Here is a 15,126-nt window from a genome sequence, read left to right as displayed (position 1 = left end):
GGCGATTTGCGCAGGTCCGTAGAATGGATAGGCGAAGATCGTTTCCGCCGCCCGGCACTGCCGCCGGGCCCCGGTAAGACAGCATCCCCCAACAGAAAGCCAGCATGCGAGTACTAGCAGCCATGAGCGGCGGAGTTGATTCCGCCGTTGCCGCCGCCCGCGCGGTCGAGGCAGGGCACGACGTCGTCGGCGTCCACCTTGCCCTGTCCCGCATGCCCGGAACCCTGCGCACCGGCAGCCGAGGCTGCTGCACCATCGAAGACTCCCGGGATGCATGGCGTGCCTGCGACGTCCTCGGCATTCCCTACTACGTCTGGGATTTCTCCGAGCGCTTCAAGGAAGACGTGGTCCAGGACTTCATCGACGAATACGCCGCCGGCCGCACTCCCAACCCCTGCATGCGCTGCAACGAACGGATCAAGTTCGCAGCCCTGCTGGAGAAAGCCATTGCCTTGGGCTTTGATGCCGTCTGCACCGGCCACTACGCCAAGGTGATCGAGGACGCTGACGGCAACCGGGAACTCCACCGCGCAGCCGACTGGGCGAAGGATCAGAGCTACGTCCTGGGTGTCCTGACGCACGAACAACTCAAGCACTCCATGTTCCCCCTGGCCGACACCCCGTCCAAGGCCGAGGTCCGCGCCGAAGCGGAACGGCGGGGCCTCTCAGTCGCCAACAAGCCGGACAGCCACGACATCTGCTTCATTCCCGACGGCGACACAGCCGGCTGGCTCGCCGAGAAAATCGAGATGACCACCGGTGACATCGTGGACGAGTCCGGCGCCAAGGTGGGGGAGCACCCGGGAGCCAACGCCTTCACGGTGGGCCAGCGGCGCGGACTCAAGCTTGGCACCCCGGCGGCGGACGGCAAGCCCCGCTTCGTCCTGGAAATCCGGCCCAAGGAAAACAAGGTGGTTGTGGGTCCCGAAGCCCTGCTCGCCATCGACGAGATCCGCGGCATCAAGGTCTCCTGGGCGGGGCTTCCCATTTCCGAGGTGGACTCAGGGGCGGAGTTCAATTGCCACGCCCAGGTCCGCGCGCACGGGGATCCCGTACCTGCCAAAGCATGGATGGAGCCGGCGCGGGACGGCGCTGCCGGCAGCCAACTGGTGGTCCGGCTTGAGGCACCGCTGCGCGGTGTGGCCCCGGGCCAGACCGTGGTGCTGTACCAAGGCAGCCGCGTACTGGGCCAGGCCACCATCGACGCCGCACGGTCCCTGCAGCGGGCCGCGCTGTAACCCTGCCGTTTCCGGTACCGCCACGGTTCCACCGTGGCGGTGCTTTGCTGTGCCCAAGGTCGGTGCCATGCGCATTTCCGCTGCGGACCGCCGGGTAACTATTGAGAAAATATTGTGTTTCAACTCACAGAAATGGCCGTCTCGAGGGCTGACTCTCTGATTGAATCTAGGGATCAGCACTGCACGCCGGCGTCTGGGGCCATCAACCTGTGACCGCGGGCGTGCGCGTACTCATCGGAAAGAAGTTCACAGATGATCAAGAGCACAACGGCCCTGCACCGCGCCATCGCGCTGGCAGGCATCTCCGCCCTGGCCCTGACAGCCTGCACAGGGCCCTCCGGCGGCGGGGGAACGTCCACCGGCAGTGCCGGCGGCGGAGCCATTACTTTCGGAACGACGGACAAGGTCGTCACCCTCGACCCCGCCGGTTCCTATGACGCAGGCTCCTTCCTGGTGATGAACCAGGTCTACCCCTTCCTGATGAACTCCAAGCCCGGTTCGGCCGAGGTCAGCCCGGACATCGCTGAGTCCGCGTCCTTCACGTCACCGACCGAGTTCACCGTGAAGCTCAAGCCCAACCTGAAGTTCGCCAACGGCCACGCGCTGACTGCCTCGGACGTGAAATTCTCCTACGACCGCGTCCTCAAGATCAACGATCCCAACGGACCGGCGTCCCTCCTCTCGAACCTCAAATCTGTCGACGTCAAAGACGACACCACGGTGGTCTTCAACCTCAAGGCAGGTAATGACCAGGTCTTCCCCAGCGTCCTTGGCACCAACACCGGCCCGATCGTGGATGAGGAAGTCTTCCCCGCCGACAAGGTGATGAGCGACGAAGACATCGTTGCTGCCAAGCCGTTCGCCGGCCAGTACACCATCGATTCCTATAAGAAGAACGAACTCGTCAGCCTCAAGAGCAACCCGGACTATAACGGGTTGCTCGGCAAGCCGGCCAACGACAGCGCCGTGATCAAGTACTACGCCGACTCCAACAACCTGAAGCTGGACGTCCAGGGCGGCAACATCGACGTTGCCGGCCGAAGCATCACCGCCACGGACGCCGCCGACCTTGGCAAGGACTCCAAGGTCAAGGTCTACAAGGGCCCGGGTGGCGAGCTGCGCTACATCGTCTTCAACTTCGACACCATGCCGTTCGGCGCCAAGACGCCCGAAGCCAACCCGGCCAAGGCCCTGGCCGTACGCCAGGCCATGGCGGACATTGTCGACCGGCAGGCCATCTCGGACCAGGTGTACAAGGGAACCTACGTTCCCGCCTACTCCGTGGTGGCCGATGGGCTGCCCGGCGCCATCCAGCCCATGAAGGACCTGTACGGGGACGGCAGCGGCAAGCCGAGCCTGGACAAGGCAAAGAAGGTCCTCAGCGACGCAGGTGTCACCGGTCCGGTCACCGTGAAGCTGCAATACAACCCGGACCACTACGGCAAGTCCTCGGGTGACGAATACGCCATGGTCAAGGAACAGCTGGAGAAGTCCGGCCTGTTCACCGTGGACCTGCAGTCCACCGAATGGGTGACGTACTCCAAGGCACGTACCTCCGACGCGTACCCCGTTTACCAGCTCGGCTGGTTCCCGGACTACTCGGATGCGGACAACTACCTCACGCCGTTCTTCATCCCGGGCAACTTCCTCAAGAACCACTACGCGAACCCGACTGTCGCGGACCTGATCCAGAAGCAGCTGACCACGCCGGACAAGACCGAACGCCAGAAGCTGATCGGCGATGCCCAGACGGCAGTGGCGAAGGACCTCTCCACCCTGCCGCTCCTGCAGGGCTCTCAGCTCCTGGTGGCGGGAGCTGACGTCAAGGGTGTCGAGAAGACCCTTGACCCCTCCTTCAAGACACGCCTTGGCGTGCTGTCCAAGTAAGCAGTCAACCCCCATCGGGCTCTGACGGGCCGGAGGCGGGACGCCACAATGGTGTCCCGCCTTTTGCCGGTCATCAGTCAGCAACGAGGGGAATGCTGGCTCCCGGTCACCACGAATCCAGGTACCGATGACAACTTTGATTGACGCGCCGCCCAGTGATGCGGACGCGCTCCTTCCGTCCAAGAAAAAAGCGGCAGGGGGAGGGCTGGGCCAGTACATCCTGGTCCGCTTCCTGCTGATCTTCCCTACCATCCTCATCCTCGTCACATTGGTGTTCTTCCTCATGCGGATCACCGGCGACCCCATTACCGCCGCCATGGGTGGCCGGCTGCCGCCGGAGCAGTTGCAGGAACGCATCCACGCCGCCGGCTACGACCGGCCGCTGCTTCTGCAGTACTTCGAATACCTGGGGCAACTGGTCACGGGCAACTTCGGCACTACGCTCTCGGACAACCGCAAGGTCACCGAGATGCTGACCACCTACGGCTCCGCCACCCTGGAGCTGGCCATCAACGCCATCATCGTCGCCCTGGTGGTCGGTATTCCGCTGGGGATGATCGCCGCCCACCGTCGTGACCACCTGCCGGACGCGGTGCTCCGAGTCCTGGCCATCCTGTTCTACGCCACCCCGGTCTTCTTCGCCGGCATGCTGCTCAAGTTGGTGTTCTCTGTTTGGCTGGGCTGGCTTCCGGTGGCCGGGCGCGCCGGCACCAGGACCGAGCTGTCCCTCACTGCCCTGGAAGCCCCCACCGGGATCTACTGGCTGGACGCCCTGCGCAGCGGAAACATGGCTGCCCTCAGCGACGTGATGTCCCATGCCGTCCTTCCGGCGCTGGCCCTTGGCCTCCTGACGGCAGGGGTCTTCCTGCGCCTGGTTCGGACCAACGTCATCGGCACACTCGGCAAGGACTACATCGAGGCGGGCCGCTCACGCGGCGTCAGCGAATATCGACTGGTTACCAAACACGCCTACAAGCCGGCGCTGATCCCGATCATCACGGTCATGGGCCTGCAGATCGCCGTGCTGCTCGGCGGGGCCGTGCTCACCGAAACAACCTTTGAGTGGAAAGGCCTCGGATTCCAGCTGGCCAACTACCTCACGGCGCGCGACTTCGTCGCCGTCCAGGGCATCGTGGTGCTGCTGGCCGTCATCGTCGCCGTCACCAACTTCATCGTGGACATCATCGCCGCGCTGATCGACCCCCGCGTGAGGTACTGACATGACTGCCGAGACCACCCTGGAACCCGTGGCCAACCCGCGGGCATCCTTCTTCCGGCGGCTGCCGGTTGTTTCCCACTTCAACAAGAGCGTCGGACTGCAACGCTTCATGCTGGTGGTGGGGCTCGTCCTCACGGGCATCTTCCTGCTCACAGCATTGACTGCTCCGCTGCTGGCGCCGTTCGGCTTCGCGCAGCTCTCGGATGCTGACGGCAACTTCCCCACCCAGCAAGCCCCCGGCGGCAAGCACCTTCTGGGCACCACCGTTGGCGGTTATGACGTCCTCTCGCGGGTGGTCTGGGGCACCCAGACCGGACTGCTGGTCATTATCGTCGCCGTAATCCTCTCCATCTTCGCCGGCGTCATCCTCGGCTTGGTGAGCGGTTACATCGGCGGCTGGCTGGACCGCATCCTGGTGGTTGTCGCCGATGCGATCTACGCCTTTCCGTCCCTGCTGGTAGCGATCGTCATGGCCATCGTCATCAGCGGCGGCCAATCCAGCCTCCTGGGCGGAGTCCTGGCTGCCGCGATCTCCATCACCGTCGTGTTCATCCCGCAGTACTTCCGGGTGATTCGGGCCGAAACCATCAGGCTGAAGGCAGAGCCCTTTGTCGAATCGGCCAAGGTGGTGGGCGCCTCGAACATCCGGATCATGACCCGGCACATCTACCGCAACGCCACCCGCACCCTGCCGCTGATCTTCACCCTCAACGCCTCCGAATCCATCCTCACTCTGGCCGGGCTGGGCTTCCTGGGCTTCGGCATCGAACCCAGCTCGGCTGCGGAATGGGGCTTCGACCTGAACAAGGCGCTCGCCGACACCACGTCCGGGATCTGGTGGACCGGGCTGTTCCCGGGCCTTGCCATCGTCTGGACAGTCCTCGGGCTGACACTCGTGGGCGAAAGCATCAACGACCTCAACGATCCGCGCCTGCGCGGGCGGAAGCGGATCAGCCGCAAAGCACCTGCCGCGGCTGCACCTGCCGTATCAGCTGGACCCGGCACTGAAACAGAATTGAGCAACCCGTGACCGAAAACTTAGGGTCCGTTTCGGACCACAAGGAACAAGACCGCAAAACGGTGCTGGAGATCGACCACCTGCAGGTCACGTTCGCTACGGACGGCGGCGAGGTGTACGCCGTCAAGGATGTCAGCCTCGACGTCAAAGCGGGCGAGGTCCTTGCCATCGTGGGCGAGTCCGGTTCCGGAAAGACGGTCACCGCCAAGACCATCCTGGGGCTGCTGCCGGAAACAGCGATGAGTTCCGGCGCGGTGCTGATCAACGGCACCAATGTCATCAGCCTCAGCCCCGGGCGGCTCCGCCAGATCCGTGGACGCGATGTGGCCATGGTGTTCCAGGAACCCTCCACCGCCCTCAATCCCGTCTTCACGGTGGGATGGCAGATTGCCGAGGGTATCCGGGCCCATGCCGGAGCAGACGGCAGCGGGCGGGTATCCGCGAAGGAAGCCAAGGAACGGGCCATCGAAGCCCTGCGCAAGGTGGGGATCCCGGACCCCGAACACCGCGTCAACTATTACCCGCACCAATTTTCCGGCGGCCAGAAACAGCGTGTGGTGATCGCGGCCGCCCTGGCGCTGAATCCTGGCCTCATCGTCGCCGACGAACCCACCACGGCCCTGGATGTCACGGTACAGGCGGAGATCCTCGCACTCCTCCGGGACCTGAGGGACAAGTACGGCACCTCGATCGTCCTGATCACCCACAACATGGGCGTGGTGGCCGACCTCGCGGACCGGGTGGTGGTGATGTATCGGGGCGACATTGTCGAGGAAGCCCCGTCGAAGACGTTGTTCGCCGAACCCCGCCAGGACTACACCCGCAACCTCCTCGCCGCCGTGCCGCACCTGGGCCGCAACTCGGCGTCGGCCGGCCTCACCGAACGCCCGCACCAGGACGGGGAAGTGCTGGTGTCCGCCGAGAACCTGGTGATCGAATACCCGGGACGGCTGGGGACACCTGCCTTCAAGGCAGTGGACGGCGTCAGCTTCACTCTGTCCAGGGGCGAGGTGTTCGGCCTCGTAGGGGAATCGGGATCCGGCAAGACGACTATCGGACGGGCCATCGCCGGGCTGAACCGTACCACCGGAGGCAGCCTGAAGGTCCTGGGCTACGAAATGCTGAACCTGCGCGAACGCACGTTCAAACCGCTCCGCAAGGACATCGGCTTCGTCTTCCAGGACCCCGCCGCCTCGTTCAACCCGCAACTCACTATCGGGGATTGCATCGCGGAGCCCATGCTGATCCACACCCGGCCAAGCGAGGCGCAGGCGCGCAAGCGCGTCGGCGAGCTGCTGGAATCGGTGCAGCTGCCGGCGTCGTACGCCGGCAGGTACCCGCACGAACTCTCCGGCGGCCAGCGGCAGCGGGCATCGCTGGCCCGGGCACTGAGCCTGAATCCGCGGCTGCTGATTGCGGATGAGCCGACGTCGGCCCTGGACGTTTCGGTCCAGGCGAAGGTCCTGGAGCTGTTCAAGGACATCCAGGAGGAGTTCGGCTTCGGCTGCCTGTTCATCAGCCACGACCTTGCCGTGGTGGACATCCTGTCCTCCTGGGTGGGCGTGCTGTACAAGGGCAAACTGGTGGAACAGGGGATCGGCAGCCAGGTCATGGGCAACCCGCGCGATGACTACACACGCCGCCTGATCGCCTCGCTGCCGGTGCCGGACCCGGACGAACAGGCCAAACGCCGGGAGGAACACCGGGCACTCCTCGGCATCTGAGCCTGTCCGGGGCTCCCACAGGCAGGAGCTGAGGGCGCCGGTGCCGGCTGTCAGCCGGCACCGGCGCTTCACACCCGCGTCGATTCAGGCGGCTCCCATAGACTGGAACCATGACGCAGCACAACCCCGGCTCAGACGATTTTGATCCATCCGCCAGTTCCCTGGCAGGCCACGTGGATAATTCGGTGATGGCTGAACTGCTGTCCATCCGTTCCAGCATCGACAACATCGATGCCACACTGGTGTACCTGCTGGCCGAGCGGTTCAAGGCCACGCAGAAGGTGGGCTTCCTGAAGGCCGCCCACCGGTTGCCCGCCGGTGACCCCGGCCGCGAAGCAGCCCAGATCGCACGGCTGCGGCGACTCGCCGAGGACGCCCACCTCGATCCAGCCTTCGCGGAAAAGTTCCTCAACTTCATCATCGGCGAGGTTATCCGCCACCACGAGGCCATCGCCGAAGACCACCAGGCTTCAGCGCGAGCCAACCCCCACAGCTCAGCACTGGCGTGAGCCGGGAACAGCACCAACCCGGACGGCGCCCGCAGCCGGACGTTGCTGCGCCGCAGGAAGTCACAGCGACCGGCCTGGGCCCGTGGCCCGGCGATGACCCGCTCGAAGCCGCCTGGATCATCCGCGGTGAACTTGGCAGCCCGCACCTGCCTTTCCTGGCCGAATTGCCGGACCGCGGCGTTGGATCCGACGCCCTGGGCCGTACCGCATCGTTCCTGGAGGACCTGGCAGTGGATGTCCAGCCCCACGGGTGGCGGATTGTTGACCGTCCCGGCAAAGACATGCGGCGGGCGGCCTCGGCATTGTCCACCGACCTGAACGTGCTGGCCGACGTCGCCGGCGCCGAAGACGTTTCGGCCCGGGAACTGAAGATCCAACTCGTGGGACCGCTCACCCTTGCTGCGGGCCTGCACCTGCACAACGGCGAACGCGCCTTGCTGGACCACGGCGCCCGCCGGGACCTCGCAGCCTCCCTGGCCGCCGGGGTGGGCGGCTACCTTCGCCGGGTCGCCGCAGCGGTACCGGGCACCCGACTGGTGGTCCAGATGGACGAGCCTGCGATCACGGCAGTGCTGGCCGGGACCATTCCCACGGCCAGCGGATACCGCACCCTCCGGGCCATCGCGGCTTCCGAAGCACGAGAGGCCTGGCGCCTGGTCCTGGACGCCCTCCGTGCAGCCGGAGCCGCCGACGTCGTCGTGTCCGTACCGGACATCGAAGCGCCCATAGAGCTGGCTCTTTCCGCTGGGGCCGACGGCATTGCGTTGCCGTTGAAGGCCCTGACCAACAAGCAATGGGAACAGCTCGCCGGGGCGGTGGAGGCAGGCAAGCATTTCTGGGCCGGTGCTGTGGAGGCCTCCGGCGGCACGCTCCCTCGGGTGGCCGATTGCGTGGAATCGCTATGGCGTCCCTGGCGCCAGCTGGGCCTTCCCGCCCAGCAGCTCAGCGCCGTGCGGGTGACGCCCTCCGCTGGACTGGCAGGACTCACCCCGGCACAGGCAACGGCGGTCCTGGGCAGGCTCACCCAGGTGGCGGACGGGCTCAACCAGCGGGTGCTGGGTTAAGGCTCAGACCCTGTTCTCCCAACGGTCCGGCTGGGCGTAGCGGGGGAGGAAGCTCTGCGCGGAGCTGCCGCCCGAGTAGGGGCGCAGCCCGTAGTCGAAGGCCCCCGCATACACCAGGACCAGGCCGATCTGCGGCTGGATCACTTTCACCTGGATACGGTGCCGCCCATGGGGGCCTTCAGCCGGGTCCCACCACTGCTCCGCGTACGCTTTCGCGTCCAAGGCCCGGGGAAGGGGAACCCGGAGCGGGCCGAGGAAGAGCCGCGAAGCCTCGGATACGCCGCGCAGCCTTCCTTCCGGGGTGACGGCCAGGTTAAGGTCCGTCACGAGGCGCCGGTACCGGCCGACGTAATCCACCAGCTGGGTGCCGCCACCGCGCGTGGTGGCGCTGGTGGTGTCCTGGAAGAGCCTGGTGCGCCCGGGGAAACGGATTTCCCGGCGTGCGGTCAGGCTGGAACGGCCAAACGGATCCTGGTGCGCATGGTTCTCGATCCGGAACGGGACGTTTTCACCGTACTCGGGGAAGAAAGCTTCTTCGCCGCTGGTCAGCCGCAGCAAAAGGCGCAGCCACCGCTGGCGGCAGCCCACGACGTCGAAGGTTCCTTCGCCCACGCCGTACTGCCCGGATCCCGGGGCCAGGGAGAAGTACTCCTGCAGTTCGGGCTGCAGGCGGGAAAACCCTGCGCCCAGGGCCTGCTGGTAGATGGGGACGTTCATGGTGGCCTCCTGTTGCTTGTGATGGACGGCTGGCGCCGGTTTCACAATCTACCGGCAGCCTTGAGCCGGATGTACATGTCCGCGAGCCGCGGCGGCAGCTCATGGGGTTCAGCGTCCACTACTTCCACACCATGACGCCGCAACTCGGCGGTCAGGGCTGCGCGCTGCAGGAGGGCGCGCTCCGCCGCGGCCGCCCGGAACACGCCGGTGGCATCGCTTCGATCGTGGAGCATCGTGCCCAGCTGGGGGTCGCGGACGGCGGCCACCACCACAACGTGCTGGCTGGCCAGCCGTTCGGCGGCCGGAAGCAGGCCTTCCTCCGGTGCTCCGCCGTCCAGTGACGTCAGCAGGACCACCAGGGACCGATGCGCCGAGAGGGCCCTGACCTGCGCCGGGACCGCCGGCCAGTCGATCTCGATCAGCTCCGCTTCGAGCGGGGCCATGGCTTGCACCAGCCTGCCCAGGATGTTTCCCTGACCCGCGGACGCGGCACGTGCCCTGGTCCGCCGGTCAAACGCGACGAAGTCCACCCGGTCGCCGCCCCGTTCTGCCAACACGCCCAACAGGAGCGCAGCTTCCATCCCGGTGTCCAGGCGGGTCTCGTCGCCGATCCTTGCGGCGGACGTCCGGGAGGTGTCAAGGACCATCACCACCCGCCGGTCCCGCTCCGGGCGCCAGGTGCGGACCACCACCGCGGAGCGGCGGGCGGTGGCGCGCCAGTCAATCGAGCGGACGTCGTCGCCCCGGACGTAATCGCGCAGGGAGTCGAACTCGGTGCCGGCACCGCGGATCTGGACGGCAGCCTTGCCGTCGAGTTCGCGCAGCTTCCTCAACTTTGAGGGCAAATGCCGGCGGGAATGGAAGGGCGGCAGGACCCGCAGCGAGCCTGGGCAATCGATGGTGCGCTGGCGGGCGGCAAGGCGAAGCGGGCCGAAAGAACGTAAGGTCACGTGCGGCGTTGTGAGGTCCCCGCGCCGGACGGGTTGAAGCCGGACAGTGTACCGGCGGCTTTCGCCCGCCGGTACGTCGATGTCCTGCACCGGGTTCCGGGCGCCGGCGGAAGGCTGCCAACCGTCCCTGGCCGAGCCCCGCAACGCCCGGCTGCCGTCGTTGCGGACCGTGAACACCGCGTTCGCCTGGTTATTCAGTGTCACGTTTTCCGGCGCCGGGCGCACCAGGCTGATCCGTCGAAGCGACCCGGCGAACACCAGGTCCGTGCACGCCAAGGCCGCCAGCAGGGCCACGGTGGCCAGGACGGTCAGCCAGCCAGGGACGAGGAGCACCGGGACAAGGCCAAGCAGCACCAGTGCGACGAAGCGACCCGAGATGGCCATCAGCGGGGAACGGGAACGGACGCCAGGATGCTGCCCAGGACATCGTCCACCCGAACCCCGTCCATCTGTGCCTCAGGTTGCAGCGCCACGCGGTGGCGCAGGCAGGGCAGTGCCAGCGCCTTGACGTCATCAGGGGTGACGAAGGGGCGACCGGAGAGCCACGCCCAGGACCGTGAGGTGTTGAGCAGGGCGGTGGCACCGCGCGGGGAGACGCCAAGGTGGAATGACGGGGCGCTCCGCGTGGCCCGGACCAGGTCCACGATATAGCCAATGATTTCAGGTTCGACAGCCACCCGGGTCACTGCCTCGCGCGCCCGTTCCAGGTCCTCCGCACCGGCCACCGCCTGCACTCCCGCGGCCGCCAGGTCGCGGGGATCGAACCCCGCCGCGTGGCGCCGGATAACCTCGATTTCGTCCTGTCGCTGCGGCAGCGGCATGCTGAGCTTGAGCAGGAACCGGTCCAGCTGTGCCTCGGGCAGCGGATAGGTCCCCTCGTATTCCACCGGATTCTGGGTGGCGGCTACGAGGAACGGTGCCGGCAGCCGCCGGGCCCGGCCGTCCACGGACACTTGCCGCTCCTCCATTGCCTCCAGGAGCGAGGCCTGGGTCTTCGGCGGCGTCCGGTTGATCTCGTCCGCGAGCAGGAGATTGGTGAACACCGGGCCCTCCCGGAAGCTGAATTCGGAAGTATGGGCGTCGTAGACCAGCGAGCCGGTGACGTCGCCCGGCATCAGGTCCGGGGTGAACTGCACGCGCTTCGTGTCCAGGCTCAAGGCCGAGGACAACGCCCGGACCAGCAGGGTCTTGGCCACGCCCGGGACGCCTTCCAGCAGCACGTGCCCCTGCGCAAGCAAGGCGATCAGGAGGCCCGTGACAGTTGCGTCCTGGCCCACCACCGCTTTCGCCACTTCCTGCCGGACAGCAAGGAGGGACTGCCTGGCAGCGTCGTCGTCCATTGAATTGCCGCCGCCCACTGAGTTAAGGACCTGCGGGCCGCTGCTGTGTTCGCTCATTGGGTCATGACCTCTTTCTCGAGTTTGTCCATGGCCTGTGACCAGGCCACCAGGCGGGCTTCGGTTGCCGGGCGTTCGTTCACCAGCATGCGCACCGCGGCGGGGTCCCTGCCCAGGAGCCGGGCCGCGGCGGCAATGATGTCCTCGGCTTCTGCGCCGGGGCCAAGCCGGAGCTTCCCGGAAAGCCGTGTCAGCATCCCGGCCCGCAGGTTGTCCCGGGCCTGGTCCACGGCACGCGAGTCCTGGTAGAGCCTGGCGCGTCCTTCCGCGGTCTCAACCGCCTTGACCACCACGGGCAGGGGCTCGAATACCAATGGCCCGTGCCGGCGGCCCCGCCACACGATTACCGTCGCTGCCACCAGCAGCAGCCAGGTCCCCAGGAACCGTGCCCAACCCGGTGCCAGGTCATCGAGCGTCTTCCCATGGCCGGTCACCGTAACGTCCTCCAGCGAGGGCAGGTACCAGACGAGGTCCGGCGAGGCGCCGAGCAGCCTGACCGCCAGCGCGGCGTTTCCCAGGTTGTCGAGTTTGTCGTTCCCCAGGACGGCCGCGCTTCCCAGCACTGCGGTGCGCCGGTCGCCGCTGACGGCGAGCATCCCGGCGGTTCCCGCTGCCCGGTAGCAGGTGGTGCCGCCGTCGTACACGAATCCCCCCTGGCCGGTGACCTGGCCCGCGGCGTTGGCGTCCGCCTGGGCGCACCTTGGGTCAAGGACCGGGAAGGCATCAGGCACGACGCCGGCCTGGTGGATGCCGGCGTCCAAGGCGGCGAGGGTGTCCAGCCTGGGGGAGATAACCACCACACGGTCCGACGCCGCCACCAGGGCCGCAAGCTGGGGTTTGCCGAGGATGCCGTTCCGGTCATAGAGCAGCAGCGTGGGCGAGGAGCCGGCCCGGAGGTCGGCCAGCGCCGCATCGAAGCGGCCGGGCGTGTGGACGTCCACACCATGGCGGCCGAGAATCTGCGCGAGCGCCCGGGCGCCGTTGGGTCCGGCATTGTGGACGGACAGGGGAACGGTGTCGCCCTTGGGCGCCAATTGCGTTCCAATGACCAGTGCCAGCGCGGCGACGGCCACCACAGCCGCCGCCGCCGCCAGGCCGCGGTGGTTTCGGATCCAGGCGAAGGGCCCGCGGCGGTGCGGCGCCTGCACGGCGGACGCCCCGGACCTTGGTGTGTTCGTGTTGCCGGCGCTCGCCGTTGGAAGCCCGGTCATGGCACCGGCACCGTGCCGGCGGAACCGGCGGAGGCGGGCTTCATGGCCTCCAGCCTGGTATCGAGTCCCACCATCTCCCGGTACTGCCCGCTGCCCGCCGGCCTGCTTCCGTAGCGGATCCCGTCAAAGGTGGCCGCCGCCCACTGCAACGGCCCGGCTTCGGCAGCGAACTGGACGGACAGCGCTTGTGCCACTTCGTCCGCCGTCCGGCCGGGCTGAGGGTCCAGTACCGTGCGGTGCTCAGCGTGGCGGACCACGGCACGGAAGCGGTCGACGACGGCTTCCCCCCAGTTTCCCGCCGCGGCCGCAGCGTCCGCGCGGGCGCGGTAGTCCGCGGCCGCAAGGGAGTTTTCCAGCTCGAAGACGTCCTTGGACTGCCGGGTGCGGGCGTTCAGGCGGGGCCGCGCCAGGATGATGGCGGCCGCGATGATCGCGGCAATGACAATGGCGATGGCAATGCCGGGGATGGCCGGCGCGTCCCCCCGCGATCCGTCCAGGGATTGCAGCCAGTCCAGGAAGTTCCGCCACAGGGTGTCAAGCAAGGACGGGGCGGCCTCCCGGTATTCCGGCTTGGCCAGTTCCTCAGCCGCCCAGCGCCGTGCCTCTTCGGCGCCTGGAAGCACCGGCGGCTCAGCGGCCATAAGGCCAGGCTCCCGGCGCCGCTCCCTGCCCGGGGTACGGGGTGTTGGTGCCCGGGCGGGGCTCCCGGCCCGGGATGCCGTCCGGATCCGCCCCGGTCTCTGCCTGGCGCAGCAAGGTGATGTCAAGGCCGTCCTTGCGCATCCGCAAATCCATGTAGAGCAAGGCCATAACGGAGGTCTGGAAGGCGAAGCCCACCCCGCCGACCAAGGCGCCGACAACGGCGGTGACGATGCCCAGGACCACGGCCAGCGTCGCGTCTTGTCCGCTGCCGCCGTGCGGCGAGACGACGCCGGCCAAGACAGCGGGCAGGAAGCTCACCGGGATCAGGACCACCTGGCTGATCACGCCGACCAGGATGGACACCACCAGGGTGATGCCCAGGATCCGCCACCAGTTGGCCCGGGTCAGCTCCCAGGACCGCCGAAGCCCGGCGAAGGCGCCAAGTTCTTCAATAACGACGGCGGCTGGGGCCACCATGACCTTAATGCCCACCCAGGCGAAGAGGGCCACGATGCCCAGGACCAAAGGAAAGGCAAAGAGGGACGCGGCGCCACGAACGTTGGTGAAGAAGAGCGCCAGGATGACAGCCAGCACCGCCATGGCCGCGATTGCCGCCGCGACCAGCAGCGCAGCCAACCCGCACAGTGCTCCGATCCGGGGCCGGGCCAGAGACATCATCCGACGGAACCCGGTGGGGCGGTTCAGGACCGCCCGGGCCACGGGCACCACCATTGCACCTTGGAGGACAGCGGAGAGGAACACGGACAGGATGCTCACCACGGCGGCGCCTGCCATCAGCCCGATGGCCATGGACGCCATATCGCCGCGGGTGGCAGTGCGCGCCCACCCTGCGAGGGATACAGCCGACGACGCACTCACGGCTGTGACCACAGCGGTGATGACCGCTGCCAAGGCCTGGGTCAGGAGGCCGGCGCCCACCATTGCCTTGGCATTGCGGCGCATCGCCTGGAAAGAACCGTCCAGGACCTCGCCGAACATCAGGGGCCGCAAGGGAATGATGCCGGGCTTGGGCGGAGCGACGTAGCGCGGCTGACCGTAGGGTGGGGCGCCATAGGGGGCGCCCGGGTAGGGGGACCCATAATGCGGCTGGCCGCCATATCCGGGCGCCCCATAAGGTTGGCCGGCATAGGGTGGTTGGCCGGGGTAAGGGCTGCCCTGGTCCGGCGAACCCGGCTGCTGCCCGTGCTGTTGCTGCCACTGGGGCGGCGGCGGGGACGGCTGTTGCCACGACGGCCGGTCTCCCCAGGTAGGTGGTTGCTGCCCTGCCGGCGGCTGCCGGCCTGCAGGTGGTTCCCACGGCTGCTGCCAGCCCGGCGGCACGGGGCCGGTCCCGGAGCCTGATCCGGCGTCGTCAGATCCCTCGTCCGGCCGCCCCTGCCGGGGCCCGCCGGGTTCCGACTCCTGTGGTGACACTGATTTCCTCCCCCAATACCAGTACGCCTGATGCCCGCGCGCTGCCTCGTGGAAAGGTGCCCGCCGGCAGCGCGGGGCATGACCCCAAGACTATAGTTCCGGCGTCGGACCGCCTA

At 67.3% G+C, this 15,126-nt stretch carries 13 protein-coding genes; 7 read left to right on the top strand and 6 right to left on the bottom strand.

Annotated features, from left to right (window positions below; translation table 11 throughout):
- Positions 1-104: 104 nt before the first annotated feature.
- The 7 genes from mnmA to ACFVVC_RS06345 all read left to right on the top strand — a co-directional run bounded on the left by mnmA (position 105) and on the right by ACFVVC_RS06345 (position 8,659).
- Positions 105-1,238 carry a tRNA 2-thiouridine(34) synthase MnmA gene (gene mnmA / locus ACFVVC_RS06375; protein ID WP_387450309.1) on the top strand — a complete coding sequence of 378 codons (1,134 nt, stop codon included), beginning with the start codon at positions 105-107 and terminating at the stop codon, positions 1,236-1,238.
- Positions 1,239-1,490: 252 nt separating this feature from the next.
- Positions 1,491-3,125, top strand: coding sequence for an ABC transporter substrate-binding protein (locus ACFVVC_RS06370; RefSeq protein ID WP_387450307.1), 1,635 nt, complete (start codon positions 1,491-1,493; stop codon positions 3,123-3,125).
- Between the two features lie 127 nt (positions 3,126-3,252).
- Positions 3,253-4,344, top strand: coding sequence for an ABC transporter permease (locus ACFVVC_RS06365; RefSeq protein ID WP_387450305.1), 1,092 nt, complete (start codon positions 3,253-3,255; stop codon positions 4,342-4,344).
- A 1-nt stretch (position 4,345) separates the two neighbouring features.
- Positions 4,346-5,374 (top strand): ABC transporter permease, encoded by a 1,029-nt coding sequence (locus ACFVVC_RS06360; RefSeq protein WP_387450303.1) that lies wholly within the window; start codon positions 4,346-4,348, stop codon positions 5,372-5,374.
- Positions 5,371-7,086: an ABC transporter ATP-binding protein gene (locus tag ACFVVC_RS06355; RefSeq protein ID WP_387450301.1), complete on the top strand. Its 1,716-nt coding sequence runs from the start codon at positions 5,371-5,373 to the stop codon at positions 7,084-7,086. Before ACFVVC_RS06360 ends, ACFVVC_RS06355 begins: the two co-directional genes overlap by 4 nt.
- Positions 7,087-7,196: 110 nt before the next feature.
- On the top strand, positions 7,197-7,595 hold the full coding sequence (locus tag ACFVVC_RS06350; protein ID WP_387450299.1) for a chorismate mutase: 399 nt from the start codon (positions 7,197-7,199) through the stop codon (positions 7,593-7,595).
- Complete coding sequence (locus ACFVVC_RS06345) at positions 7,592-8,659, top strand: hypothetical protein (protein ID WP_387450297.1); 1,068 nt, start codon at positions 7,592-7,594, stop codon at positions 8,657-8,659. The genes ACFVVC_RS06350 and ACFVVC_RS06345 overlap by 4 nt, the downstream gene beginning before the upstream one ends.
- 3 nt (positions 8,660-8,662) lie before the next feature.
- On the opposite strand, the gene ACFVVC_RS06340 is transcribed toward ACFVVC_RS06345, so the two are convergent.
- The 6 genes from ACFVVC_RS06340 to ACFVVC_RS06315 are packed head-to-tail and all read right to left on the bottom strand — an operon-like array spanning position 8,663 to position 15,010.
- A complete protein-coding gene (locus tag ACFVVC_RS06340; protein ID WP_387450295.1) occupies positions 8,663-9,376 on the bottom strand; it encodes a DUF4166 domain-containing protein in 714 nt (237 codons plus the stop codon).
- Positions 9,377-9,417: 41 nt separating this feature from the next.
- Positions 9,418-10,710, bottom strand: coding sequence for a DUF58 domain-containing protein (locus ACFVVC_RS06335; protein WP_387450293.1), 1,293 nt, complete (start codon positions 10,708-10,710; stop codon positions 9,418-9,420).
- On the bottom strand, positions 10,710-11,723 hold the full coding sequence (locus tag ACFVVC_RS06330) for an AAA family ATPase (protein ID WP_387450291.1): 1,014 nt from the start codon (positions 11,721-11,723) through the stop codon (positions 10,710-10,712). The genes ACFVVC_RS06335 and ACFVVC_RS06330 overlap by 1 nt, the downstream gene beginning before the upstream one ends.
- Positions 11,720-12,934, bottom strand: coding sequence for a DUF4350 domain-containing protein (locus tag ACFVVC_RS06325; protein WP_387450289.1), 1,215 nt, complete (start codon positions 12,932-12,934; stop codon positions 11,720-11,722). Before ACFVVC_RS06325 ends, ACFVVC_RS06330 begins: the two co-directional genes overlap by 4 nt.
- Positions 12,931-13,575, bottom strand: coding sequence for a DUF4129 domain-containing protein (locus ACFVVC_RS06320; RefSeq protein WP_387450287.1), 645 nt, complete (start codon positions 13,573-13,575; stop codon positions 12,931-12,933). The genes ACFVVC_RS06325 and ACFVVC_RS06320 overlap by 4 nt, the downstream gene beginning before the upstream one ends.
- The gene (locus ACFVVC_RS06315) at positions 13,565-15,010 is read right to left on the bottom strand and encodes a hypothetical protein (RefSeq protein ID WP_387450285.1); all 1,446 of its coding nucleotides are present in this window, start codon (positions 15,008-15,010) and stop codon (positions 13,565-13,567) included. Before ACFVVC_RS06315 ends, ACFVVC_RS06320 begins: the two co-directional genes overlap by 11 nt.
- Positions 15,011-15,126 lie beyond the last annotated feature (116 nt).

The sequence above is a fragment of the Pseudarthrobacter sp. NPDC058196 genome, assembly GCF_042882685.1.
Taxonomy (GTDB): domain Bacteria; phylum Actinomycetota; class Actinomycetes; order Actinomycetales; family Micrococcaceae; genus Arthrobacter.
Note: the sequence above shows the minus strand (reverse complement) of the source record. Positions and strands in the feature narration are given on the sequence as shown.